The organism is Bordetella genomosp. 2 (assembly GCF_002261345.1).
Taxonomy (GTDB): domain Bacteria; phylum Pseudomonadota; class Gammaproteobacteria; order Burkholderiales; family Burkholderiaceae_B; genus Bordetella_A.
This window is the reverse complement of record NZ_NEVT01000001.1, coordinates 37997-61984: the sequence shown is the minus strand read 5'-3', so window position 1 is coordinate 61984 and position 23988 is coordinate 37997. Positions and strand designations below refer to the sequence as shown.

General features: G+C 69.6%; 18 protein-coding genes and 1 pseudogene. 15 read left to right on the top strand and 4 right to left on the bottom strand.

Features of this window, described 5'->3' with window-relative positions:
* Positions 1–30 precede the first annotated feature (30 nt).
* The 5 genes and pseudogenes from CAL24_RS24495 to CAL24_RS00265 all read left to right on the top strand — a co-directional run.
* Positions 31–141: pseudogene (locus CAL24_RS24495) on the top strand (AtuA-related protein); the annotation flags it as partial.
* Positions 142–163: 22 nt separating this feature from the next.
* Positions 164–925 carry an SDR family NAD(P)-dependent oxidoreductase gene (locus CAL24_RS00280; RefSeq protein WP_028353823.1) on the top strand — a complete coding sequence of 254 codons (762 nt, stop codon included), beginning with the start codon at positions 164–166 and terminating at the stop codon, positions 923–925.
* A 54-nt stretch (positions 926–979) separates the two neighbouring features.
* Positions 980–2206, top strand: coding sequence for an acyl-CoA dehydrogenase family protein (locus CAL24_RS00275; RefSeq protein ID WP_094805439.1), 1227 nt, complete (start codon positions 980–982; stop codon positions 2204–2206).
* The gene (locus CAL24_RS00270; protein ID WP_028353825.1) at positions 2203–3258 is read left to right on the top strand and encodes a phosphotransferase; all 1056 of its coding nucleotides are present in this window, start codon (positions 2203–2205) and stop codon (positions 3256–3258) included. The genes CAL24_RS00275 and CAL24_RS00270 overlap by 4 nt, the downstream gene beginning before the upstream one ends.
* A complete protein-coding gene (locus tag CAL24_RS00265; RefSeq protein WP_094805462.1) occupies positions 3258–4907 on the top strand; it encodes an acyl-CoA synthetase in 1650 nt (549 codons plus the stop codon). Before CAL24_RS00270 ends, CAL24_RS00265 begins: the two co-directional genes overlap by 1 nt.
* A 163-nt stretch (positions 4908–5070) precedes the next feature.
* Here the strand turns inward: CAL24_RS00265 and CAL24_RS00260 are convergent, their stop codons facing one another.
* Positions 5071–6264 carry an acetylornithine transaminase gene (locus CAL24_RS00260; RefSeq protein WP_028353827.1) on the bottom strand — a complete coding sequence of 398 codons (1194 nt, stop codon included), beginning with the start codon at positions 6262–6264 and terminating at the stop codon, positions 5071–5073.
* A 102-nt stretch (positions 6265–6366) separates the two neighbouring features.
* Complete coding sequence (locus CAL24_RS00255) at positions 6367–7506, bottom strand: DSD1 family PLP-dependent enzyme (protein WP_028353828.1); 1140 nt, start codon at positions 7504–7506, stop codon at positions 6367–6369.
* Positions 7507–7738: 232 nt separating this feature from the next.
* On the opposite strand from CAL24_RS00255, the gene CAL24_RS00250 reads away from it, so the two are divergent.
* From CAL24_RS00250 to gluQRS, 4 genes are all read left to right on the top strand, one after another.
* The gene (locus tag CAL24_RS00250) at positions 7739–8698 is read left to right on the top strand and encodes a TAXI family TRAP transporter solute-binding subunit (RefSeq protein ID WP_028353829.1); all 960 of its coding nucleotides are present in this window, start codon (positions 7739–7741) and stop codon (positions 8696–8698) included.
* 107 nt (positions 8699–8805) lie between these two features.
* The gene (locus tag CAL24_RS00245) at positions 8806–10830 is read left to right on the top strand and encodes a TRAP transporter permease (RefSeq protein WP_094805438.1); all 2025 of its coding nucleotides are present in this window, start codon (positions 8806–8808) and stop codon (positions 10828–10830) included.
* Positions 10831–11023: 193 nt separating this feature from the next.
* A complete protein-coding gene (locus CAL24_RS00240) occupies positions 11024–11482 on the top strand; it encodes a DUF494 family protein (protein WP_028353831.1) in 459 nt (152 codons plus the stop codon).
* A 42-nt stretch (positions 11483–11524) separates the two neighbouring features.
* Positions 11525–12427, top strand: coding sequence for a tRNA glutamyl-Q(34) synthetase GluQRS (gene gluQRS / locus CAL24_RS00235; protein ID WP_249278451.1), 903 nt, complete (start codon positions 11525–11527; stop codon positions 12425–12427).
* 51 nt (positions 12428–12478) lie between these two features.
* Here the strand turns inward: gluQRS and CAL24_RS00230 are convergent, their stop codons facing one another.
* Positions 12479–15085, bottom strand: a complete 2607-nt coding sequence (locus CAL24_RS00230; protein WP_094805436.1) for a GDYXXLXY domain-containing protein — start codon at positions 15083–15085, stop codon at positions 12479–12481.
* Positions 15086–15147: 62 nt separating this feature from the next.
* Between CAL24_RS00230 and CAL24_RS00225 the strand changes: the two genes are divergently transcribed.
* Positions 15148–17763, top strand: coding sequence for a DNA topoisomerase III (locus CAL24_RS00225; RefSeq protein WP_094805435.1), 2616 nt, complete (start codon positions 15148–15150; stop codon positions 17761–17763).
* On the opposite strand, the gene CAL24_RS00220 is transcribed toward CAL24_RS00225, so the two are convergent.
* Positions 17760–18710, bottom strand: coding sequence for an IS481 family transposase (locus CAL24_RS00220; protein ID WP_094805434.1), 951 nt, complete (start codon positions 18708–18710; stop codon positions 17760–17762). The two genes, CAL24_RS00225 and CAL24_RS00220, sit on opposite strands and share 4 nt — an antisense overlap.
* Positions 18711–18979: 269 nt before the next feature.
* On the opposite strand from CAL24_RS00220, the gene CAL24_RS00210 reads away from it, so the two are divergent.
* Genes CAL24_RS00210 through CAL24_RS00190 form a run of 5 tightly spaced genes read left to right on the top strand, consistent with a single transcriptional unit; the run spans position 18980 to position 23975 of the window.
* On the top strand, positions 18980–20047 hold the full coding sequence (locus CAL24_RS00210) for an ABC transporter substrate-binding protein (protein WP_094805432.1): 1068 nt from the start codon (positions 18980–18982) through the stop codon (positions 20045–20047).
* Positions 20048–20056: 9 nt separating this feature from the next.
* On the top strand, positions 20057–20827 hold the full coding sequence (locus tag CAL24_RS00205) for an ABC transporter ATP-binding protein (RefSeq protein ID WP_028353836.1): 771 nt from the start codon (positions 20057–20059) through the stop codon (positions 20825–20827).
* A 27-nt stretch (positions 20828–20854) separates the two neighbouring features.
* Positions 20855–21706 (top strand): ABC transporter permease, encoded by an 852-nt coding sequence (locus tag CAL24_RS00200; RefSeq protein WP_038853299.1) that lies wholly within the window; start codon positions 20855–20857, stop codon positions 21704–21706.
* A 9-nt stretch (positions 21707–21715) separates the two neighbouring features.
* Positions 21716–22501 carry an SDR family oxidoreductase gene (locus tag CAL24_RS00195; protein ID WP_028353838.1) on the top strand — a complete coding sequence of 262 codons (786 nt, stop codon included), beginning with the start codon at positions 21716–21718 and terminating at the stop codon, positions 22499–22501.
* Between the two features lie 37 nt (positions 22502–22538).
* A complete protein-coding gene (locus CAL24_RS00190; RefSeq protein ID WP_094805431.1) occupies positions 22539–23975 on the top strand; it encodes an aldehyde dehydrogenase family protein in 1437 nt (478 codons plus the stop codon).
* The last annotated feature ends 13 nt before the right edge of the window (positions 23976–23988 follow it).

Sequence of the window (23988 nt, the reverse complement as noted above, 5' to 3'; positions counted from 1 at the left end):
CGACACCCGGCCGGTCTCCGCGTCCGGAGTGGCGTCTGCCGCGGCCTGGCCATCGGCAATTGCGGCAAGGCCCTGGCCGGCGCTGTGTTACGTTTAGAACTCGAGGTGCCGGACGCATTGGCACCCCTGTTGCGCGGACCGAAGGCCGACCTGGGGGGAGTGGATGTTCGAGGACTTGAAGTCGAAGACGGCATTGATCACCGGCGCGTACAGCGGCCTGGGACGGCATTTCGCCGGCGTGCTGTCGCAAGCCGGCATGCGCGTGGCCCTGTGCGGCCGCCGCGTCGAGCTGGGCGAGCAAGTGGCCGCCGGCATCCGGCAGGCGGGCGGCGCGGCCTGCGCCGTGCCGATGGACGTCACCGATCCGGACAGCGTGCGGGCGGCCGTCGAGGCGGCCGCCGGGGAACTGGGCCCCATCGATGTGGTGGTCAACAACGCCGGCATCGCCCTCAGCGCACCCGCGCTGGAAATTTCCGAGCCGGCCTGGACCGGCCTGATCGACGTCAACCTCAACGGCGCCTGGCGGGTAGCGCAGGCGAGCGCCGCGCATTTCCGCGCCCACGCCAGGCCGGGCGTCATCATCAACATAGCGTCCATCCTGGGCCAGCGCGTGGCCTCGCACGTGGCGCCCTATGCGGCCGCCAAGGCCGGCCTGCTGCACCTGACGCGCGCCCTGGCGCTGGAATGGGCGCGCCACGACGTCCGCGTCAATGCACTGGCGCCGGGCTACATCGCCACCGACCTGAACCGCGAATTCTTCGCCTCGCCGGCTGGCGAGGCCCTGATCAAGCGCGTGCCGCAGCGCCGCCTGGGCCAGCCGCGCGACCTGGACGGCCCGCTGCTGCTGCTGGCGTCGGACGCCTCGGCGTTCATGACCGGCTCGGTGATCGACGTCGATGGCGGCCACCTCGTCAGTTCGTTGTGAAGCAATCGCATATTGCCGCCCCCGCCGGGGCGGCGCTGAGCATGGAGACAGTGGATGGATTTTTCGTTGCCCCCCGAACTCGAGGACTACCGCGCGCGCGTGCGCCGCTTCGTCGATGCGGAGCTGATCCCGCTGGAGGCCGACCGGGCCAACTACGATGCCCATGAGAACATCGACGAGGCGGCCCTGCAGGCGGTGCGCGCAAAAGTGCGCGAAGCCGGGCTGTGGGCCCTGCAGATGCCGCGCGAACGCGGCGGCCAGGGGCTGCCGATGGTCGGCCTGGCCGCCTGCTACGAAGAAATGAACCGCTCCATCTTCGGGCCGGTGGCGTTCAACGCCGCGGCCCCCGACGACGGCAACATGCGCGTGCTGGCGCAGGTGGCGCGCCCCGACCAGAAGGACCGCTGGCTGCAGCCGATCATCGACGGCCGGGTGCGCTCGTCGTTCGTCATGACCGAGCCGCATCCCGGCAGCGGCTCGGATCCGTCCATGATGCGCACCACGGCCACCCGGCAGGGCGACAAGTGGATCATCAACGGCCGCAAGTGGTTCATCACCGGCGCCGGCGTGGCGCAGCACTTCATCCTGATCGCGCGCACCTCGGACGATGCGCGCAAGGGCCTGAGCGCGTTCCTGTTCGACGCCGGCCAGCCGGGCTGGCGCATCGAACGGCGCATCCCGATCATGGGTCCGGAAGAGCACGGCGGACATTGCGAGCTGGTGTTCGACGGCCTGGAGATTCCGGACGAGAACCGCCTGATGGAAGTCGGCGACGGCCTGAAGCTCACGCAGATCCGCCTGGGGCCGGCGCGGCTGACGCACTGCATGCGCTGGCTGGGCCTGGCGCGCCGCGCCATGGCGATCGCGGTCGACTATGTCGGGCAGCGCAGCAGCTTCGGCCAGAAGCTGGCCGAGCGCGAGGGCGTGCAGTGGCTGCTGGGCGACGCGGCCATGCAGATCGAGATCGGCCGCCTGCTGACCATGCGCGCGGCCGCCCGGCTGGACCAGGGCGATTACGCGCGCAAGGAAATCTCCATGGCCAAGGTCGTGGTCTCGGAAACCTTGCACAAGGCCGTCGACACGGCGCTGCAGCTCAACGGCGCGCGCGGCTATTCGAAGGACACGCCGCTGGAGTGGATCTACCGCTATGCGCGCCAGGCGCGGCTGGTGGACGGCGCCTCGGAAGTGCACAAGATGGTGCTGGCGCGCTACCTGGTGGACGAAGGCGACGCCTACTGGCGCTGGGACGAGGCCGGCGCCCCGCGCAAGGCGCTGGTATGAACGCGGCCGCGCAGCCGGACTGGCTGGCCGCGCTGGCGGCGTACCTGGCGGAGCGGGGCCTGGCCGACGCCGCCAGCCTGCGCGCCCGGCCGCTGGCCGGCGGGCAGTCCAACCCCACCTTCCTGCTCGAAGACGCGACCGGGCGCCGCGTGCTGCGCAAGCAGCCGCCCGGCGCGCTGCTGCCCTCGGCCCATGCCGTGGACCGCGAATACCGCGTGATGGCCGCGCTGGCCGACACGGCGGTGCCGGTGCCGCGCATGCTGCACTATTGCGATGACCGGACCATCATCGGCACGCCGTTCTACCTGATGAGCTATGCGCAGGGGCGCGTCTTCATGGACCCGGCGCTGCCAGGCCTGGCGGCGCCCGAACGCGGCGCGGTCTATGCCGAGGCCGGCCGCGTGCTGGCCGCGCTGCATGCGGTCGTGCCGGACCGCGTCGGCCTGGCCGACTACGGCCGCGCCGGCGATTACTTCGCCCGCCAGGTGGCGCGCTGGACCAGGCAGTACCGCGACACCGCGACGGGCCGCATCGACGCCATGGACGCCCTGATCGACTGGCTGCCCCGCCACCTGCCGGCGGACGACGGCCGCGTCTGCCTGGTGCATGGCGATTACCGCATCGACAACCTGGTGTTCGATCCGGCCGCGCCGCGCGCCATCGCGCTGCTCGACTGGGAGCTGTCCACCCTGGGCCACCCGCTGGCCGACCTGGCCTACCACTGCATGTGCTGGCGCATTCCGCCCAGCCTGTGGCGCGGCATCGCCGGGCTGGACCTGCCAGCACTGGGCATTCCCGGCGAGGACGAGTTCGTGGCCGCCTACTGCCGCGCGCGCGGCATGGAGCCGCCGGCCGACTGGGACTTCTACCTGGCCTATAGCTTCTTCCGCATCGCCGCCATTCTGCAGGGTGTTTACGCGCGCGCCCAGGCCGGCAATGCCGCCGCGCACGACGCGCGCGAAATGGGCGCGCGCGTCGCGCCGCTCGCCGAACTGGGCTGGCAGGCCGCCAGCCGCGAGACGACGCGGCGCAATGCACCCGGGAGGCCATGATGACAAGCACCGCAACCGACGACGCGCTGCCGCGCAATAGCGCCAACCATCTTGCACTGACGCCGCTGGGCTTTCTGCAATGGGCCGCCGACGTCTACCCGCGGCGCCCCGCCCTGGTGCACGGCGCCCGCAGCCAGGACTGGCGCACGACCCGCGAACGCTGCGCGCGGATGGCGGCGGCGCTGCGGGCGTGGGGCGTGGGACGCGGCGACGTGGTGGCGGTGCTGGCGCCCAACGTGCCCGCGCTGTACGAGGCGCATTTCGGCGTGCCGATGGCCGGCGCGGTGCTCAACGCCCTGAATACGCGCCTGGATGCCGCCACGCTGGCGTTCATCCTGGAGCACGGCCGCGCCGCCGTGCTGTTGTACGACAGCGAGTACGCCGCGCTGGTGCGCGAGGTGCTGGCCCGGCTGGCGTCGCCGCCGCGCACGGTGCGCATCGAGGACAGCGAGTACGGCGGCCCGCATGGCGACCTGGGCGACGCCGAGTACGAGGCATGGCTGGCGGCGCAGCCGCCCGATGCGCCATGGCAATGGCCCGAGGACGAGTGGCAGGGCATTTGCCTGAACTACACCTCGGGCACTACCGGCAACCCCAAGGGCGTGGTGTATCACCATCGCGGCGCGTATCTCAACGCCACCGGCAACGTGCTGACCTGCGGCATGCCGCCGCACGCCGTGTACTTGTGGACGCTGCCGATGTTCCACTGCAACGGCTGGTGCTTCCCATGGACCCTGGCGGCGCTGGCGGGCACCAGCGTGTGCCTGCGGCGGGTCGAGCCGGCGGCGATCTTCGACGCCATCCGCCGCCGCCAGGTGCAGTTCTTCTGCGCCGCGCCGGTGGTCTTGAACATGTTGATCAATGCCCCGGCCGAACAGCAGTATCGCGCCACGCACCGCGTACAGGCGCTGACCGGCGGCGCCGCGCCGCCCGCGGCCGTGATCGAGGCAATGGAGCAGTTGGGCGTCGGCGTGACCCATCTGTACGGCCTCACCGAGACCTATGGCCCCTCGATCAGCTGCGCGTGGCATGATGAATGGGACGCGCTGCCGCTGGCCGAGCGCGCCGCGCTCAAGGCGCGCATCGGCGTGCGCAAGCTCAATGTCGAGCAGGTCGAAGTCATGGACGAACAGATGCGGCCGGTGCCGCGCGACGGCGCCACCATGGGCGAAATCATGCTGCGCGGCAATACGCTCATGAAGGGCTACCTGCGCAATCCGGCCGCCACGGCGGAAGCTTTCGCGGGCGGCTGGTTCCATTCCGGCGACCTGGGCGTGGTGCACGCCGACGGCTACATCGAGATCAAGGACCGCGCCAAGGACATCATCATTTCCGGCGGCGAGAACATTTCCACGGTAGAGGTCGAGAGCGTGCTGTACCGCCATCCGGACGTGCTGGAAGCCGCCGTGGTGGCCCGGCCGGACGCGGTCTGGGGCGAGACGCCGTGCGCCTTCGTCACCCTGAAGCCCGGGACCCGCTGCACGGCCGCCGAGCTGATGGAGCATTGCCGTGCGCACCTGGCCCGTTTCAAGGTGCCGCGCACGATTGTCTTCGGCGCGCTGCCGAAGACCGCCACGGGCAAGGTGCAGAAGTTCCTGTTGCGCAGCCAGGCAGCCGCCCTGGATGACGCCGGCGCGGCCGGCGGCTAGATTCGCTTGCGCGGCGGCGCCGCGGCCAATGAGGTGTTTGACGCCCCCAGATGTAGAAAGGTGTCAGACACCCTGTGGGTGTCTGACACCTGTTCAATGCCTGTAATGATAGTGTCGTGAGGCGTCTGACACCCAGAGGGTGTCTGACACGTTTCCCCTGTGCTCAGCTCTTGCGCAGGGCGCCGATCACGCCATCGAGCTGGGCCAGCATCTGCTCGATTTCCTCGGCGGTGACGTTCAGCGCCGGCATGAAGCGCAGCAGGTTGCCGCGCGGCGCGTTCAGCAGCAGGCCTTGCGGCGACAGCTTGCGCGCGGCCTCGACGATGGCGGGGCCGTCCTCGCGGTCGAGCACCAGGGCGCGCAGCAGGCCCATGCCGCGCTCGCCGCCCATGTTCCATTTGGCCGACAGCGCCAGCAGGCCTTCGGACAGCTGCTTGGCGCGCTCGCGCACCGTCTCCATGAAGCCTGGCGCGGTCAGCGTGTCGAACACCGCCACGCCCACCGCCGCCATCAGCGGGTTGCCGTTGTAGGTGCCGCCCTGGTCGCCGTGCGCGAACACGCAGACGTCCTGGCGCGCCAGCAGCGCGGCCAGCGGCACGCCGCCGCCGATACCCTTGGCCAGGGTCATGATGTCGGGCACCACGTCGAACTGCTGGTAGGCGAACAGCGAGCCGGTGCGGCCCATGCCGGTCTGGACTTCGTCGACGATCAGCAGCAGGCCGTGCTCGTCGGCCAGCTTGCGCAGGCCCTGCATGAACTCGCGCGTGGCGGGCATGACGCCGGCCTCGCCCTGCACGGGCTCGAGCATGATGGCCACGGTCTGGGCGTCGATCAGGGCCCGCACCGAATCCAGGTCATTGAGCTCGGCCTTGGGGAAGCCCTCGACCTGCGGCGCGAACATCGTGTCCCAGCCCGGCTTGCCCGAGGCCGACATGGTGGCCAGGGTGCGGCCGTGGAAGCCGTGGTTCATGGTGATGATCTTGTACGCGCCGTTGCGCTTGACGCGGCCCCACTTGCGCGCCAGCTTGATGGCGCCTTCGTTGGCCTCGGCGCCGCTGTTGGCGAAGAACACGCGGTCGAAGCACGAGGCGCCGGTCAGGCGCAGCGACAGGTCGATGGACGGCTGGTTGTAGAACGCCGGCGACGGGTTCATCAGCTTGTCGGCCTGCTCGAGCAGCGCGCGCTTCATTTCGGGCGCGCAATGGCCCAGCGTGTTGACCGCCCAGCCCTGCACGAAATCCAGGTATCGCTTGCCGGCATGGTCCTCGAGCCACGAGCCCTGGCCTCGCACGAACACCAGGTCCGGGCGGGAGGTGATCTCCATGAGGGCGTTGACGTTGAACTGGCTGAATTCCATGGCGGTTCCTACGGAATAGGGGAAAACGAGAGGGGGGTGGAAAACAAAGAATTTAGCACCGTCTGGCTACCGCCGGCGGGGCGGCGCGCCCCCGCCGGCCGGTCATCGGCTCAGGCCGCGGGCCGCGATGGCCCAGACGTCCTCGACCACGCCGTCGCGGTAGGCGACCAGGCTGTCGTGCAGGTTGAAGGTCGGATCGACGTGCGAGGGCACCAGCAGCAAGGTCTCGCCCAGGCGCACGGCCGCGTCTGGCGCCAGTTTCAGCACGCCATGCTCGTCGTTGGCCGCCGCGTAGTGCAGCCCGGCCCGGCCGGCCACCTGGGGCGGGCCGCATTCCACCGTGGTCGATTTGAGGCCGGCGTCGACGATGGCGCGGCCGGCGGCGGGCACGCTCATCACGGTGGTCAGCAGGAACAGGCTGTGGCGGAAAGCCAACGGGCCGGACCATTCGTTGGCGCCGTAGTCGCCATCCATGAACGCGTACGAGCCGGCCTGCAGTTCGGTGTACACGCCGGAAGGGGCGTCGAATTCCGCGCTGCCGGTGCCCGCGCCGGTAATGCGGTCGCAGGCAATGCCGGCCGCGCGCAGGCTGTCGGCGTACCCGGCCGCCGCCGCCGCGGCGCGGGCGGCCACCGCGGCGCGCCCGGCGCGATCGCGCACATGCTGCACCGAGCCGTGATAGGCCTGCAGGCCGGCGAACGCCACACCGGGCAGGTCGCGGGCCTGGCGCGCCAGCGCCAGCACGGCGGCCGTGTCGGCCACTCCGCAGCGGCCCTGGCCCACGTCGACCTCGACCAGCACCTCGACCTGCGCCCCGGCCTGCGCCATGGCAGCCGAGATGGCCGCCAGGTTGGCCGGGTCGTCCACGCACACGCTGAGGCGCGCGGCGCGCGCCAGTTGGGCCAGCAGGGCCAGCTTGGCCGGTCCCACCACCTGGTTGCTGATATGCACGTCGGTGATGCCGGCCGCCACGAACGGCAGCGCCTCGCTGACCTTCTGGCAGCAGATGCCGCGCGCGCCCAGCGCCAGCTGGCGCCGCGCGATCTCCGGGCACTTGTGCGCCTTGGCGTGCGGCCGCAGGGCCACGCCATGGCGGTCGGCCCAGGCCTGCATCAGCCGCAGGTTCGCTTCGAAGGCGTCCAGGTCCAGCACCAGGCTGGGCGTGTCGACCTGCTCCAGGGCGTCGCCCGGCGCGGCCGCGGGCGGCAATGTCGGGATGGGGGCAGCGGGGATGGCGGCCATGGAATGTGCGCTTCCTTTTCGTACGAACACGACGGGCGCCAGCGCGCCCCGCCGCAAAGACATGCGCGTAGTGTATCCCCAGGCAAACCCTAGGCGTGGCGGGCGGTCCAGCGTGACAAAATCTGCGGGGATCAAAAAACAACGGCCCGCGCGCTGCGCCTGCGCCGCGCCGCCTCCCGAGGGCGGCTCGTGTCGCGCAGCGGTCCGGCGGCGCCCTACCTGGAGAAGCTTCATGTCCTTGAAAAGCTGGATCAAGACCCTGGCGATCGCCTTGGCGGTGGCCGGCGCGGCCGGGCCTGCCCATGCGCAACAGTTCTTCCGCATCGGCACCGGCGGCACGGCCGGCACCTACTATCCCGTAGGCGGCATGATCGCCAATGCCATCTCGCAGCCCGGCAAGCTGATCGCCACCGCGGTGGCCTCGAACGGCTCGGTGGCCAATATCAACGGCGTGCTGGGCGGTTCGCTGGAAGCCGGTTTCACGCAATCCGATGTGGCCTACTGGGCCTACACAGGCACCGGCACCTTCGACGGCAAGCCCAAGGCCGAGAGCCTGCGCCTGGTCGCCACCCTGTATCCCGAGAGCATCCACCTGGTGGCGCGCAAGGGCTCCGGCATCAAGTCGGTGGCCGACCTGCGCGGCAAGCGCGTGTCCATGGACGAACCCGGCTCGGGCACGCTGGTCGACGTGCGCCTGATTCTGGGCGCCTTCGGCATGACCGACAAGGACATCGAGGCCGAATACCTCAAGCCCAACCAGGCCGGCGACAAGCTGCGCGATGGCGGCCTGGATGCGTTCTTCTTCGTGGGCGGAGCGCCGGCCGGCGCCATCGCCGAACTGGCCTCCAGCGGCGCGGGCATCGAGCTGGTGCCCATCGTCGGCCCGGAGATCGACAAGCTGCGCAGCCAGCAGCAGTTCTTCACGCCCGACACCATCGCCGCCGGCCTGTACCAGGGCATCGGCGAGGTGCAGACCATCTCCGTGAACGCCCAGATGGTCACGTCCACCAAAATGTCGGAGCAGACCATCTACGACATCACCAAGGCGATGTACAGCGACGCCACCCGCAAGGTGCTGGACAATGGCCACGCCAAGGGCAAGCTGATCACCAAGGAAAACGCCGTCAAGGGCGCCGGCATTCCCTTCCATCCGGGCGCCGAGAAGTTCTACAAAGAAGCCGGTTTGCTATGACCCCCCCGAGGCGCTTGGCGCCTCCCCCCCAAGGGGCGACGCTCACTGAAGCGAGCAACGCGCCGGACAGGGATCCGGCACGCGGCTTTTGCTGACAAGGCCAAGCGATGGAAATCAACCACGAGCAGACCCAGAAACTGGCGGAGAAATTCGACTCCGAAATCCGCTTCCGGCCATTGGCCAAGACCGCCACCTGGATCGTCTCGATCCTGCTCGTGTCGCTGTCGCTGTTCCATTACTACACCGCCGGCTTCGGCCTGCTGCGCGAGGCCACGCACCGCGGCGTGCACCTGGCTTTCGTGCTCAGCCTGATCTTCCTGGTGTTCGGCTTCAGCAAGGCGCACTACCAGCGCGAGCCGCGCTCGACGCTGCTCGCGCCCGGCGGCGTGCCGCTGTACGACTGGCTCATCGCCATCGCGCTGGCGTTCAGCGTGCTGTACATCCCGTACATCTTCGAAGACCTGGCGTTCCGCGTCGGCAACCCGCTGCCCATGGACGTATTCATGGGCACGGTGCTCATCGTCGGCCTGCTGGAAGGCACGCGCCGCGCGATGGGCTGGCCGCTGCCCATCATCGCGCTGGTGTTCCTGGCCTATGCCGCCTTCGGCCCGCTCTTCCCGGGGCTGCTCAAGCACGCCGGCAACAGCTGGCCGCAGATCGTCAACCACATGTACCTGACCAGCCAGGGCATTTACGGCGTGGCGGTCGGGGTGGTGGCGACCTACGTGTTCCATTTCGTGCTGTTCGGCGTGCTGGCCAGCCGCATCGGCCTCGGCCAGCTGTTCCTGGACGTGGCCTCGACCGTCGCCGGCCGCTACGCGGGCGGGCCGGCCAAGGTGTCGGTGTTCGGCTCGGCGATGTTCGGCATGCTGTCCGGCTCGTCGGTCGCCAATGCGGTGACGGTGGGCTCGCTGACCATCCCGGCCATGATCCGCATCGGCTATCCGCGCCATTTCGCGGCGGGCGTCGAAGCGGCGTCCAGCACCGGTGGGCAGATCACGCCGCCGATCATGGGCGCGGCCGCGTTCCTGATGATCGAGTTCCTCGACATTCCCTACCAGCAGATCATCCTGGCGGGCATCTTCCCGGCCTTCCTGTACTTCTTCGGCATGTTCATGCAGGTGCATTTCGAGGCCAAGCGCGAAGGCCTGCGCGGCCTGCGCGCCGACGAGATGCCGGACCTGCGCGATTCGTTCAAGCGCCGCTGGCCCACGCTGCTGCCGCTGGCGGCGCTGATCACCGTGCTGGCCAGCGGCCGCACGCCCTACCTGGCGGCGTTCGCCGGCATCACCGGCTGCATCCTGGTGGGCCTGCTCAATCCATACCAGCGCATCAAGCTGCGCGACCTGTACGACTCGTTCGAAACCGGCGCGAAGTACGCGCTGGCGGTCGGCGCGGCGGCCGGCACGGTCGGGCTGGTGATCGGCGTGGTCACGCTGACCGGCGTGGGCTTCAAGGTGTCGTATATCGTCATCAGCGCGGCGCAGGCGATCGCCGGCGGCCTGGGCGCGTTCATCCCGGATGCCCTCGCCAATGCCCAGACCCTGACGCTGGTGGCGGCCCTGGTCATGACCGGCATCGTGTGCATCCTGATGGGCTGCGGCATCCCGACCACCGCCAATTACCTGATCATGGTGGCGGTGGCCGCCCCCACGCTGGTGCAACTGGGCGTGCAGCCGATTGCCGCGCACTTCTTCGTGTTCTATTTCGGCATCCTGGCCGATATCACCCCGCCGGTCGCGCTGGCGGCCTACGCCGCCGCCGGCATGGCGGGCAGCGACCCCTTCCGGACCGGCAACACCGCGTTCCGGCTGGGCATCACCAAGCTCATCGTGCCGTTCGTATTCGTGTTCTCGCCCTCGCTGCTGATCTCGGTGCAGGGCTTCACGTGGCATGCGTTCTTCGTGACCCTGCTGGGCTGCATGGTCGGCCTGGTCCTGTTGTCGGCAGCCTTGTCGCGCTACCTGCTGGTGCGCATGAAGACATGGGAGCGCTGGCTGTGCGTGGTCGGCGCGCTGTTGACCATCATGCCCGGGCTGGCCAGCGGACTGCTGGGACTGGCGGTCTGCCTGCCGGTGTTCATCCACCAGTTGACGCAACTGCGCGCCCAGAAAACACTGCCGGCGGCATGAAAAAGGGGACGGCTTTATCGGGGGTCGGACCCCGCGCCGCGCCCAGGGAAATCCGGCGCGGCGATCCGTTGTATATCGCCAACCCCGGGCAACGAAGTTGCCCCGGATGACGATTCAGCGTACAGTTAAATGCATGTTTGCTGGTTTGCCGATATGCGGGCCGACTGTGCAAACTGGCACGACAATGCGCCATATGTTCGACATCCTCGTTTATCTGTTCGAAAACTACTACACGCCGCAAGCCTGTCCCGCGGCCGACGTTCTCGCCAAGCGCCTCGCGGCCGCCGGCTTCGAGCACGAAGACATCGACGACGCACTCGGCTGGCTCTACGGCCTGGCCGAAACCACCGAACGCTGTGTAGACCTGGCCCAGGCGCCCAGCACCGGCATCCGCATCTACACCGACGCCGAATACCAGCAGCTCGGCACCGAATCCATCGGTTTCATCGCCTTCCTCGAATCCGCCGGCGTGCTGCCCGCCCCCCTGCGCGAGATCGTCATCGACCGCGCCCTGGCGGCGCCCGAGACGCCGGTGTCGCTGGCCAAGATCAAGATCATCGCCCTGATGGTCCTGTGGAGCCAGGAAGCCGAGATCGACAACCTGGTCCTCGAGGAACTGCTGGACGACGACGGCACGCGCCGGCTCCACTGAGGCCGCCGCCCGCGACCCGAGCAGTGCGTGGTTCCTGCTAGTGTGAACAGGCCGTACGTCGGCCGCTTCGCTCCCAGCCCGAGCGGGCCCCTGCACCTGGGTTCGCTGGTGGCCGCGCTGGCCAGCTGGCTGGACGCGCGCGCCCACGGCGGCCGCTGGCTGCTGCGCGTCGAAGACGTCGACACCCCCCGCACCGTGGCCGGCGCGGCCGAGGTCATCATGGCCCAGTTGCGCGCGCTGGGGCTGCACTGGGACGGCGAGATACTCTGGCAATCGCGGCGCGGCGCCGCCTATCAGCAGGCTTTCGATGCCCTGGCGGCGCGCGGCCTGGTCTACGGCTGCGGCTGCACCCGGCGCGAGATCGCCGACTCTTCCCTGCGCGGCCCTGGCCCGGCGCTGGACGGCGAGCGCCCCTATCCCGGCACCTGCCGCCATGGCCTGCCGCCCGGCCGCCAGGCGCGCGCCTGGCGGTTGCGCGTGCCCGCGGGCGTCGAGCGCTTCACAGACCGCTGGCTGGGTCCGCAGGAACAGGACGTGGCCCAGGCGGTAGGCGATTTCGTGCTGCGCCGGGCCGACGGCCTGTGGGCTTACCAGCTGGCCGTGGTGGTGGACGACGCCGCGCAGGGCATCACCGACATCGTGCGGGGCGCCGACCTGCTCAGTTCCACCGCGCGCCAGCGCGTGCTGGCCCGGCTGCTGGACGCGGCGCCGCCGCGCGTCATGCACGTGCCCCTGGTGGTGGACCCGGCCACCGGCCTGAAACTGTCCAAGCAGAATGGCGCCGCGCCGCTCGACAGCGCGCAGCCGCTGGCAATGTTGGCGCGAGCCTGGCAGGCGCTGGGTTTCGAGCCGTGCGCGGCCGCTGAGCCGGCCGCCTTCCTGGCGCAGGCCACCGGGCAGTGGGCGGCCCGCTTCGGCATCGCCGGGCCGGCAGGGGCGCGCTGAGGCCGATGCCGCACGGCGGCGGGCCAGGCCCGCGGCCGGGCCGCCGCGCCGCTACAGCGGCTGCCGGTCGGCCCCCAGCATGCGCACCAGCAGGCCGGTCCCGTCGTCGCCGACCCGCACCTCGCCGTAGCGTGCCGCCGCATAGCGGTCGGCCTGGCCTTCGGGAAAGAAATACGCGTTCGTGACAATGCGCACGCCCTCGGCGCGCAGCCGATAGCGCAGGAGGATTTCATGGCTGGCATGCGGCTGCGCGGCTTCCTGGATGCGCGCCACCTGCGCCACGCCCTCGCTGTCGGGCACCAGCACCACGAAGCCGTCGATCGACTGCGGCGCGTCGGAGCCGGCGCGGTCCAGGCGCTGCCGCATCACTTCGTTGCCCGCCGCGAACCGCAGCGCCATGTAGTCGCCCTGCATGAGCGAACGCGGATCGACCGGCGCCAGTTCCAGGATGGCCACCCGGCCGTGGGCGAGCAGGTTCTCGCGCTGCCAGATGGCGCCATTGACGACGCCCAGGGCCAGCACCAGCCCGCCCAGCACCACGGCGGTGCGCCAGCGCAAGGCCGGCGACGCCGGCCCCGGCGCGGCGGCGGCCGGCGGGGCCGTGCGCATCAGGCGCGGCACCAGCCACACCAGCGCCCGCAGCAGGAACAGCAGCAGCGCGGCGCCGGCCAGCCACAGGGCCTTCTCCAGCAGCGGGACTTGCAGCTGATAGTAATAGACCAGCAAGTACGCCAGCAGGCTGAAGCCGCCGAAGATGGTCAAGCGCGAGCGGTTCAGCCCGAAGCCGAGGATCATCCACGCCAGTGCGAAGGCGATGCCGGGGCTGGGCAGCCAGAACAGCGCCAGCGCGGCCAGGCCCAGGGGCACGCCCCACAGCACGCCGGGGGTCAGCAGGCGGCGCCGCGGCCACAACACCGCCATGGCGCAGGCCACCGGCAGCAGCGCCCCGGCCACCGTCAGCAGCGCCGTCACCGGGTTCAATTGCCATATCACCGGCAGGCGGGTAATGGACGTGCCGCCCGCCAGCCACACCATGCCCTGCACCGCCAGCACGAATGCCCAGGCCAGCGGCAGCAGCGCATTGGGCCGCGTGTGCGCCAGGCGATGCCCCACGCAGAAGGCCGCGGCGGCGGTCCAGGCGCCGGCCACCGCCACCGGCAGCCAGACGAACGCGGCGCGCACCGTATCGAAATCCAGCCAGGCGCCCAGCAGGTCGTCGTACATCAGTTCCGGCACCAGCCCCAGCCAGATCAGCCCGGCCAGCGCCAGCGCGATCATCCAGGCGCTGAGGAAGCGCAGCAACGCCTCGGGCGCCAGCGCGTAGACCGCCACGCCGAGCAGCAGCACGAAAGCGCAGGCATTGAGCAGCGAATCGGACGCGGACAGGCCGAATGCCACCAGGATCTGCCCGGCAAAGCCCATGGCCGTGGCGCACTGGCGCCAGAACGGCCCGGCATCGGTGCGCAGCACGGCCACCGCCACGGCGCACAGCACCAGGCCCATCACCATCGCCCCTTGCTGGGACTGGACCGCGCCGGACAGGAACAGGAACAGCAACAGCAGCAAGGTGGCAAGCCAGGCGCTCAGGCCGAGCAGGCCTTGCACATACCAGGCCGGGCCGAACTGCGGCTCGGCAGCCGGATCGGCCAGCTCCACCACGGCGCCACTGGCGTCGCCCGGCGCCACCGCATTGCCGGCGGAGGCGCCGGCCGGTTCGGCATCGGCCAGGGGGCGGCCGGCCGGCGGCTGGGCGGCCAGGCGGCGCAGCCAGCGGGCCGCCCACACGGCCTCGGCCATGAGCAGGCCGGCCAGCGGCAGGATCGCCCACGGGCCCGGTTCCAGGTTCAGCAGCCATTCGCCCGCCAGGCGCAGCGACACGCAGATGGCGCCGGCGGCCAGCATGGCCAGGACCAGCAGGTCGCGCCGCGCCCGCTGGTAGTAATAGCCCAGCCCCAGGGAGACCACGACCCACGCCAGGCCGTTCACGGTGCCCAGGTGTTCCAGCACCGAATCGCCGAAAGTCAGGGCCAGCACCAGCACCCCGACGGCCAGGGTCGCCAGCACGCGCGGCCCGACCCGGGCGCCGGCACGCCGGCGCCAGACGGCGCATTCCCAGGTGGCCAGCATGACCAGGTTCAGCGCCGCCAGCAGCAGATTGGGCAGGCTGGGGCCGGCCAGCCACCAGAACGTGCCGCGCTCCCCTAAATAGAATATGGCCGCCACATTGAGCACTACCACCCACAGCAGCCAGACGGCCTGGCTGCCGGCGGCCAGCGCCCAGGGCAGCAACAGCAGCGCCCACCAGGCGAAAAGCTCCCAGGTATCGGCGCCGGTCTGGTAGGTCTGGCCCAGCAAGGCCAGCAGGGCGCCCAGCAGCAGGCCGGCCAGCGCCAGCAGCGCGCCCGGCGCATGGCGGCTGGCGCCCGCCGCGCCGCGCAGGCGCCAGCCGGCCCAGGCAGCCGCGGCCACGCACAGCGCCAGCAGCACCTGGGCCCCGGCGAAACGCTGGAACTTCGACATGTCCTGCCAATTGGCGGCGACCCAGCAAATCGCCGCGCTGCCCAGCAACCACACCCCCAGCCACAGCGTGCCGCGGGCCAGGAACTGGCGCCAGGCATGCAGTTCCGATCCCGCTTGTCCTTCAGCCCCGACTTGCATGCGGCGAATCTCCCCTCGTATCATCCGCGCTACACCGGCGGGTCCACCGCCACTGGATACACATGAGCAAAACGCTGATTATTGCCGAGAAGCCCTCGGTAGCCCTGGATATATCACGCGCCCTGGGAGGCTTCGCGCGCGAGGGCGACTATTTTGAAAGCGAACGTTACGTGCTGGCCTCCAGTATCGGGCATTTGCTCGGCCTTGTCGCGCCCAACGACCCCGTCAAGGGCAAATGGAGCTTCGCGCACTTGCCGGTCATCCCGCCCGAGTTCGAGCTCGGCCCGGCCGACAAGAAATCCGCCGAGCGCCTGAAGCTGCTGGTCCGGCTGGCCAAGCGCAAGGACGTGGATTCGCTCATCAACGCCTGTGACGCCGGGCGCGAGGGCGAACTGATCTTCCGCTACATCATCCAGTACGCCGGGGTGAAGAAGCCCATCAAGCGGCTGTGGCTGCAGTCCATGACCCAGGCCGCCATCCGCGAAGCCTTCGCCAACCTGCGCGACGACGCCCAGCTCAAGCCCCTGGAAGCCGCCGCCCGCTCGCGCGCCGAGGCCGACTGGCTGGTCGGCATCAACGGCACGCGCGCCATGACCGCCTTCAACAGCAAGGACGGCGGTTTCTTCAAGACGCCGGTGGGCCGGGTGCAAACCCCCACGCTGGCCATCGTGGCCGAGCGCGAGGAGCGCATCCGCGCCTTCGTGCCGCGCGACTACTGGGAAGTGCACGCCACCTTCGTGGCGGCCGCCGGCCTGTACCAGGGCCGCTGGATCGACCCCGACTTCAAGAAAGACGAACGCGACCCCGAGAAGCGCGAATCGCGCCTGTGGTCGCAGGCGGCCGCGCAAAGCGTGGTCGCCGCCTGCCGCGAGCAGCCGGGCAGCGTCACCGAGGAATCCAAGCCGTCGACCCAGATGTCGCCGGCCCTGTACGACCTGACCTCGCTGCAGCGCGACGCCAACGGCCGGTTCGGCTTTTCCGCCAAGACCACCCTGGCGCTGGCCCAGACCCTCTACGAACGCCACAAGGCGCTGACCTACCCGCGTACCGATTCGCGCTACCTGCCCGAGGACTACCTCGGCACCGTGCGCGACACCATGCAGGCGCTGGCCAAGGGCGGCTCCAACGCCGTCGGGCAGCTGGCCCGGCATGCCGGCACGGTGGTGGCCCAGAACTGGGTCAAGCCGAACCGGCGGATCTTCGACAACAAGAAGGTATCGGACCACTTCGCCATCATCCCCACGCTGCAGATCCCGCACGATCTCAGCGAAGCCGAGGCCAAGCTCTACGACCTGGTGCTCAAGCGCTTCCTGGCGGTGTTCTTCCCGGCCGCCGAGTACCGCGTCACGACCCGCATCACCGAAGTGCAGGGGCATCATTTCAAGACCGAAGGCAAGGTGCTGGTGGCGCCGGGCTGGCTGGCCGTATACGGCAAGGAGGCCCAGGGCGAAGACGCCAACCTGGTGCCGGTGGCCGACGGCGAGACCGTGCGCACCGAAGACGTCGAGGCCGTCGGCCTGGCCACCAAGCCGCCCGCGCGCTACAACGAAGCCACGCTGCTGTCGGCCATGGAAGGCGCCGGCAAGCTGGTCGACGACGAAGAACTGCGCGAAGCCATGTCCGAGCGCGGCCTGGGCACGCCGGCCACGCGCGCCGGCATCATCGAAGGCCTGCTGGGCGAAGGCTACCTGCGCCGCGAAGGGCGCGACCTGGTGCCCACCGCCAAGGCGCGCCAGCTCATGACCCTGCTGGCCGGGCTGGACGTCACCGAACTGACCTCGCCCGAACTCACCGGCGAATGGGAGCACAAGCTCAAGCAGATCGAGCAGGGCGGCCTGGGCCGCGATGCGTTCATGCGCGAGATCGCCCAGATGACCCAGGTCATCGTCAAGCGCGCCAAGGAATACGAACGCGACACCGTGCCGGGCGACTACGCCACCCTGCAGACGCCGTGCCCCAAGTGCGGCGGCGTGGTCAAGGAAAACTACCGCCGCTATGCCTGCACCCAGTGCGACTTCTCCATCGGCAAGCACCCGGGCGGCCGCACCTTCGAGCTGCCGGAAGTCGAGGAACTGCTGGCCAAGCGCGAAATCGGCCCGCTGCAGGGCTTCATCAGCAAGATGGGCCGGCCGTTCGCCGCCATCCTGCGCATCAGCGACGAATACAAGCTGGAATTCGACTTCGGCCAGAAAGACGACGAGGACGACGAGCCGGTGGACTTCTCCGGCCATACGCCGGTGGGCGCCTGCCCGAAATGCGCCTCGCGGGTGTTCGAGCATGGCCTGAGCTATGTGTGCGAAAAATCGGTAGGCCCGGACAAGACCTGCGATTTCCGGTCGGGCAAGATCATCCTGCAGCAGGAGATCTCGCGCGAGCAGATGCACAAGCTGCTGGCGGACGGCCGCACCGACCTGCTCGACGGCTTCGTGTCCAGCCGCACCCATCGCAAGTTCAAGGCCTTCCTGGTGCGCCAGCCGGACGGCAAGATCGGCTTCGAGTTCGAGCCGCGCACCGGCAAGGCCGGCCGGGCCCCGGCCAAGACGGCGACCAAGACCGCGGCCAAGACCGCGGCGGGCGCCAAGACGGCCGCCAAGACGGCCGCGAAGAAAACCGCCGCCAAGAAAACGGCGGCCAAGAAGACGCCCGCCAAGAAGGCCGCCAAGAAAGCGGCCGGCTAGGTGTGAAGTGTCAAGACGTTGTATCCAACCAGGTTGAGTCTGGAGATGGGTGTGGCGCGTCCGATGCCCTGGTGAGGTCGATGCCAGTTGTAGTGGTGTAACCAGGAATTCATGGCCAGGGCTCGGTGCTGTGAGTTTTGATAGGTGTAGGCATAGGCCCACTCTCGCAATGCCGACTGGATGAACCGCTCGGCCTTGCCATTGGTCTGGGGCCGATAAGGGCGCGTGAAGCGGTGTTTGATGCCCAATTGGCGGCACAAGGCGGCGAAGGCATGGCTACGGAAGGCCGAGCCGTTGTCGGTCAGCAGCCGCTTGATGGTCACGCCCAGGGCGGCGTAATAAGACGCGGCATCCCGTAGGAACTGGCATGCGCTGGGGCTACGTTCATCGGGATGGATATCGGTAAAAGCCACGCGAGCGTGGTCGTCGATGGCCACGAAGACGTAGTCCCAGCCAGCTCCCTCGACGGTATCGCGCCGATCGCCCGTGACGCGATGGCCGGGGCGCTGGATGCGGCCCAGCTTCTTGATGTCGATATGCAACAACTCGCCTGGGGCCGAGTGTTCGTAGCGCACCACCGGCTCGGCAGGCTCCAGATCGGCCAGGCGCGACAGCCCGGCCCGAGCCAGGACCCGGCTGACGGTGCTGGCGGACACGCCCAGGGCCTGTGCGATGCGCGCCTGGGTCAGCCGCTTGCGGCGCAGCTCCACGATGGCCAGCGCCTTGGCCGGGGCAATCGCTCGGGGCGAGACCGCCGGGCGCGAGGACGCGTCGGCCAGGCCCGCCTGGCCTTGGGCCAGGAACCGCCCCAGCCACTTGCGTACCGTGGGCGCAGTCACCCCATAGACCACGGCTGCCTCGGGAGCGCTTAATTGCTTGGCGGTCAGTTGTTGGACCATTTCAAGTCGACGTATGAACGTCAGTCGGGCATGCTTATGGGTGTTCATCCGGCCGGACTCCTTGAGTGAACTGGGGGTTTGGCGATTTCCAGTTTCTCAAATCCGGTTCGGATGAACCATGCATACAACCTATTGAATCTTCACAGCTAGGCCCGCCGTTCAGGCCCCGGCCTCCCCGCACGACCCGGGCCCCGGGGCCCGCGCGCCCCGCCGCCGGGCGCGCGGACGCCGGATGACCGGGCCGCCGCCGCGGGCCGGCCGGCATTTGCGGTATCGTTATCGTCAAACGACGATTCCAATAACGTACCGAGGATGACATGCCGCCCCGTTCGCACCCTGCCTTTTCGACCCGCCGCGATTTCCTCGCCGCCGCCGGGGCCCTGGGCGCCGCCAGCCTGCTGGGGCCGCGCGCCGCGTTCGCCCAGGCCAGGCACGGCAAGGCGGTGTTCGGGCTGGGCAGCATCGACCCGTTCTTCGCCGCCGCGTACGTGGCGCTCAAACAAGGCTACTTCGGCGAAGCGGGCCTGGACGTGGAATACCTGAATTCGCAAAGCGGGCCGCGCACCATGCAGATGCTGGCCTCGGGACAGATCCTGTTCGGCGCCACCGCGGCCACCGCCGCGCCGGCCCTGACGCTGGCGGGCAAGCCCGCCAGCCTGGTGTTCGGCTTCGACCGCAAGCTGACCTACGCCAACATCATCGTGCGGCGCGACGACTACGACAGCGGCAAGATCAAGACCCTGAAGGACCTGGCCGGCAAGCGCGTGGGCGCCACCCAGCCGCAATCGAGCACCTGGCTGATGGCGCTGTACCTGATGCAGAAGGCGGGCGTGGCCGACCAGGTCGACATCCGTCCGCTGGGCGACCTGGCCACCATGCTGGGCGCGCTCAAGACCGGCTCGGTGTCGGCCACCATGGCCACCATGTCGATGATGGAACAGGCCCGCGAGGAAGGCTGGGGCGTGCCGATCTTCGACGCCACCACCGAGGCCTCGTGGCAGGAGTTCATGGGCGGCGACGTGCCCGGCATTGCCGCGCTGACGCTGCAGGAAACCATCCAGAAGCGTCCCGAGACCGTGCAGGCCTTCGTCACGGCCATGGCGCGCGCCCAGGACTTCATCAGCGCCAGCAGCGCGGCCGAACTGACCGACGCGATCTACGACGACTACCTCAGCGCCTTTCCGCGCGCCGCCATCGAGAAAACCCTGGGCGTCTACCAGCAGACGGTCTTCCTGAAGGACAACATCATCACCGAGGACGCCTACCAGCGCATGGCCGCCATCATGGGCGACGGCCGCCAGTTCTCGAACGAGGAAATGCAGCGGGTCCCGTACGCGGCCTGCGTGGACATGTCGTTCGTGCGGCGCGCGCGGCAGGCCAAGTAGGGCGCCGCCATGATCGAACTGGACCGGGTCGGCAAGGCGTACCAGGCGCGCGGCGGGCTGGTGCACGCGGTGGGCGAGGTGTCGCTGACGATCGCCGCCGGCGAATTCGTGTCCATCGTGGGTCCGTCCGGCTGCGGCAAGAGCACGCTGCTGAACATGATCGCGGGCTTCCTGCCCCCCACCACGGGCAGCATCCGCGTGGCCGGCGCGCCGGTCGACGGCCAGGTGCCGCCGGCGCTCGGCTACATTTTCCAGAAAGACACGCTGCTGCCCTGGTTCAGCGTGCGCAAGAACGTGGCGCTGGGCCTGAAGTTCCAGGGCGTGCCGGCCGCGCGCATCGAGCGGCGCGTGGCCGAGCTGCTGGAACTGGGCCACCTGAGCCAGTTCGCCGATGCCTATCCGCACCAGTTGTCCGGCGGCATGCGCCGCCGCGTGGCGCTGCTGATGAGCCTGGCCGTCGAGCCGCGCATCCTGCTGCTGGACGAACCGTTCGGCGCGCTGGACACGCACACCAAGACGCACCTGCACCGCGAGCTCATCGAGATCTGGCGCAAGCTCGGGCAGACCATCGTCATGGTCACGCACGACCTGGACGAGGCCATCACGCTGTCCGACCGGGTGGTGGTGCTATCGGGGCCGCCCAGCCGCGTCCTGCTGGACGAGCGCATCGCCATCGCGCACCCGCGCGACGTCTTCACCCTGCGCGAGACCCCGCAGTTCACCGCCCATGTCCAGAGCCTGTGGGCCGTGCTGGGCCAGCAATTCCGCGCCGCCGCCTGAGGCCTGTCAACGTCGAGCCACCGCCGCATGTCCGCCGCCCCGATGACCTCCCTGCAAGACCAGATCCGCCAGGACCGCCGCGCCGGCCTGCGGCGCCGGCTGCGCGTGACCGCCTGGCAGGTATTGATCCTGGCCATCATCCTGGGCTGCTGGGAAGGCCTGACGCGCATTCCCTGGTTCGCGCAGAACACGCTGTTCGATCCCTTCTTCATCAGCCAGCCTTCGCGCGTGGCGGCACGGTTGTGGGAATGGCTGCAGCCCGGCCCGCGCTCGGTGTGGCCGCACTTGCTGCTGACCCTGCGGGCGACGCTGGTGGGCCTGGTGGTCGGGGTGGGCAGCGGCTTCCTGGTCGGCATGACGCTGAGCCGCAGCCGCATGCTGGCGGACGTGTTCAACCCGTTCATCGTGGCCTTCAATTCGATGCCGCGCATCGCGTTCGTGCCGCTCATCACCATGTTCTTCGGCCTGGGGCTGGCCTCCAAGGTCGTCACGTCGTGGTTCGTGGTGTTCTTCCTGGTGTTCTTCAACACCTACAAGGGCGGGCGCAGCGTCGAACGGGAGCTGGTGGATTTCTGCCGCACGCTGGGCGGCTCGCCGCGCCAGATCCTGTGGCGCGTGCGCATTCCCACCGCCGCCGCGTGGACCTTCGCGGCGCTGCCCAACGCGATCAGCTTCGCGCTGATCGGCGTGGTGCTGGCGGAATTCGTCGGCTCGACCACCGGCATGGGCTACCTGATGATCACCGCGCTGGCCACGCTCAACGCCACCGACATGTTCGCCGCCGTGACCCTGCTGTCGATCGTCGGCATTGCGCTGGTCTATTGCGTGACCTGGCTGGAGCGCCGCCTGCTGCACTGGGCGCCTGAATTCCGCGACTGAGGCCACGCCATGACTTCGCCCTCCCAATCCTATCTGCAACGCTTCTCGCTGGCCGGGCAGGTGGCGCTGGTGACCGGCTCGGCGCGCGGCCTGGGCCTGTGCATCGCGCGCGCCATGGCCGGCAGCGGCGCCCACGTGCTGATCAACGGCCGCAATGCCGGCGCGGTCCGGGCGGCCGTGGAGCAGTTGCGCGGCCAGGGCCTGGCGGCCTCGGCCCTGGCGTTCGACGTGAGCGACGACGACGCCACGGCGCGCGCCTTCGCGCAGGTGGACGCCGAGCACGGCCGCCTCGACATCCTGGTCAACAATGTCGGCGCCCGCAACCGCAAGACCCTGCAAGCCATATCGGCGGCCGAGATCCGCGCGCTCATCGAGACCGACCTGGTGGCCGGCATGCTGCTGGCCAAGCAGGCCGCCGAGCGCATGGTGCGCCAGCGCGCGGGGCGGCTCATCGCCATCACCTCGGTGGCCGGCGAACTGGCGCGGGCGGGCGATGCGGTCTACCCGGCCGCCAAGCAGGGGCTCACCGGCATGGTGCGCGCGCTGGCCGCCGAGCTGGGGCCACTGGGCATCACCAGCAACGCCATCGCCCCCGGCACCTTCGCCACCGAGACCAACGCGGAAATGGTGACCGACGCCGCGGTGCGCGAGCGCCTGGCGGCGCGCAACCCCATGGGCCGTTGGGGCGACCCGGAAGAAATCGCGGGCGCCGCGGTTTTCCTGGCCTCGCCAGCCGCCTCGTATATCAATGGGCAAGTCCTGGCCGTGGATGGCGGGCTATCCATTTTGTTCTAGAACGACGTCAGCAACGACACTGCAGAGGTTCATCGGCATGAAACAGCACTTCATCGACAACCGCGCCGTAGCCGGCGCCTCCGGCGAGTCCATCCCCGTCATCGACCCCTCGACGGGCCAGCAGTACGACAGCATCGCGCGCGGCAACGCCGCCGACATCGACCTGGCCGTCAAGGCGGCCCGGCGCGCCTACGACGAAGGCCCCTGGGGCCGCCTGACGGCGGCCGAACGCGGCCGGCTGATGCTGAAACTGTCGCTGAAGATCCTCGATCACGCCGACGAGCTCACCAGCATCGAGTCGCGCGACTGCGGCAAGCCCACCAAGCAGGCCCGCGCCGACGTGACGGCGGTGGCGCGCTACTTCGAGTTCTACGGCGGCGCGGCCGACAAGCTGCACGGCGAGACGCTGCCCTACCAGAACGGCTACACCGTGCTGACGCTGCGCGAGCCGCATGGCGTCACCGGCCACGTGGTGCCCTGGAACTATCCCTTGCAGATCTTCGGCCGCAGCGTCGGCGGCGCGCTGGCCGCCGGCAACGCCTGCGTGGTCAAGCCCGCCGAGGACGCCTGCCTGTCGCTGCTGCGCGTGGCCGAACTGGCCGCCGAGGTCGGCTTCCCGCCCGGCGCCATCAACATCGTCACGGGCTACGGCCACGAGGCCGGCGACGCCTTGACGCGCCACCCCGGCATCGACCACATTTCATTCACCGGCTCGCCGCGCATCGGCGTGCTGGTCACGCAAGTCGCGGCCGAGCGCCATGTGCCCGTCACGCTGGAGCTGGGCGGCAAGTCGCCGCAGATCGTCTTCGCCGACGCCGACCTCGATGCGCTGACGCCGGTGGCGGTCAACGCCATCGTGCAGAACGCCGGGCAGACCTGCTCGGCCGGCAGCCGCCTGCTGATCGAGCGCAGCGCCTATGACCGCGTGCTGGAACGCCTGTCGCAGGCCTTCGCGGCGCTGCGCGCCGGCCCGGCCGAGCTCGACCTGGACTGCGGCCCGCTGATCCGCAAGACCCAGCAGGAACGAGTACAGGGCTTCCTGCAAGCGGCCGCGCAGGACGGCATCGCCACCGCCGCGCAGGGCCGGATCGCCGATGGCGCGCCGGCCGAGGGCTACTACCAGGCTCCCACGCTGCTGCGCGACGTGCCGGTCGACCACCGGCTGGCCCAGGAAGAAGTATTCGGCCCGGTGCTGGCCGCCATGCCGTTCGACGACGAAGCCGACGCGGTGCGCATCGCCAACGCCACCGAATACGGCCTGGCCGCCAGCGTCTGGACCCGCGACGGCGCTCGCCAGCTGCGCATCGCCCGCAAAGTGCGCAGCGGCCAGGTCTTCATCAACAACTACGGGGCGGGCGGAGGCATCGAATTGCCGTTCGGGGGCGTGAAGGCCAGCGGACACGGGCGCGAAAAGGGGTTCGAGGCCTTGTACGGGTTCACGGTGTTGAAGACGATTTCCATCAAGCACGATTGACGTGCTGCTGGCG

Bases quoted from the DNA above. Each gene is read 5' to 3' on its own strand.
- CAL24_RS00280 (WP_028353823.1), top strand. From the start codon at position 164: ATGTTCGAGGACTTGAAGTCGAAGACGGCATTGATCACCGGCGCGTAC.
- CAL24_RS00275 (WP_094805439.1), top strand. From the start codon at position 980: ATGGATTTTTCGTTGCCCCCCGAACTCGAGGACTACCGCGCGCGCGTG.
- CAL24_RS00270 (WP_028353825.1), top strand. From the start codon at position 2,203: ATGAACGCGGCCGCGCAGCCGGACTGGCTGGCCGCGCTGGCGGCGTAC.
- CAL24_RS00265 (WP_094805462.1), top strand. From the start codon at position 3,258: ATGACAAGCACCGCAACCGACGACGCGCTGCCGCGCAATAGCGCCAAC.
- CAL24_RS00260 (WP_028353827.1), bottom strand. From the start codon at position 6,264: ATGGAATTCAGCCAGTTCAACGTCAACGCCCTCATGGAGATCACCTCC.
- CAL24_RS00255 (WP_028353828.1), bottom strand. From the start codon at position 7,506: ATGGCCGCCATCCCCGCTGCCCCCATCCCGACATTGCCGCCCGCGGCC.
- CAL24_RS00250 (WP_028353829.1), top strand. From the start codon at position 7,739: ATGTCCTTGAAAAGCTGGATCAAGACCCTGGCGATCGCCTTGGCGGTG.
- CAL24_RS00245 (WP_094805438.1), top strand. From the start codon at position 8,806: ATGGAAATCAACCACGAGCAGACCCAGAAACTGGCGGAGAAATTCGAC.
- CAL24_RS00240 (WP_028353831.1), top strand. From the start codon at position 11,024: ATGTTCGACATCCTCGTTTATCTGTTCGAAAACTACTACACGCCGCAA.
- CAL24_RS00230 (WP_094805436.1), bottom strand. From the start codon at position 15,085: ATGCAAGTCGGGGCTGAAGGACAAGCGGGATCGGAACTGCATGCCTGG.
- CAL24_RS00225 (WP_094805435.1), top strand. From the start codon at position 15,148: ATGAGCAAAACGCTGATTATTGCCGAGAAGCCCTCGGTAGCCCTGGAT.
- CAL24_RS00220 (WP_094805434.1), bottom strand. From the start codon at position 18,710: ATGAACACCCATAAGCATGCCCGACTGACGTTCATACGTCGACTTGAA.
- CAL24_RS00210 (WP_094805432.1), top strand. From the start codon at position 18,980: ATGCCGCCCCGTTCGCACCCTGCCTTTTCGACCCGCCGCGATTTCCTC.
- CAL24_RS00205 (WP_028353836.1), top strand. From the start codon at position 20,057: ATGATCGAACTGGACCGGGTCGGCAAGGCGTACCAGGCGCGCGGCGGG.
- CAL24_RS00200 (WP_038853299.1), top strand. From the start codon at position 20,855: ATGTCCGCCGCCCCGATGACCTCCCTGCAAGACCAGATCCGCCAGGAC.
- CAL24_RS00195 (WP_028353838.1), top strand. From the start codon at position 21,716: ATGACTTCGCCCTCCCAATCCTATCTGCAACGCTTCTCGCTGGCCGGG.
- CAL24_RS00190 (WP_094805431.1), top strand. From the start codon at position 22,539: ATGAAACAGCACTTCATCGACAACCGCGCCGTAGCCGGCGCCTCCGGC.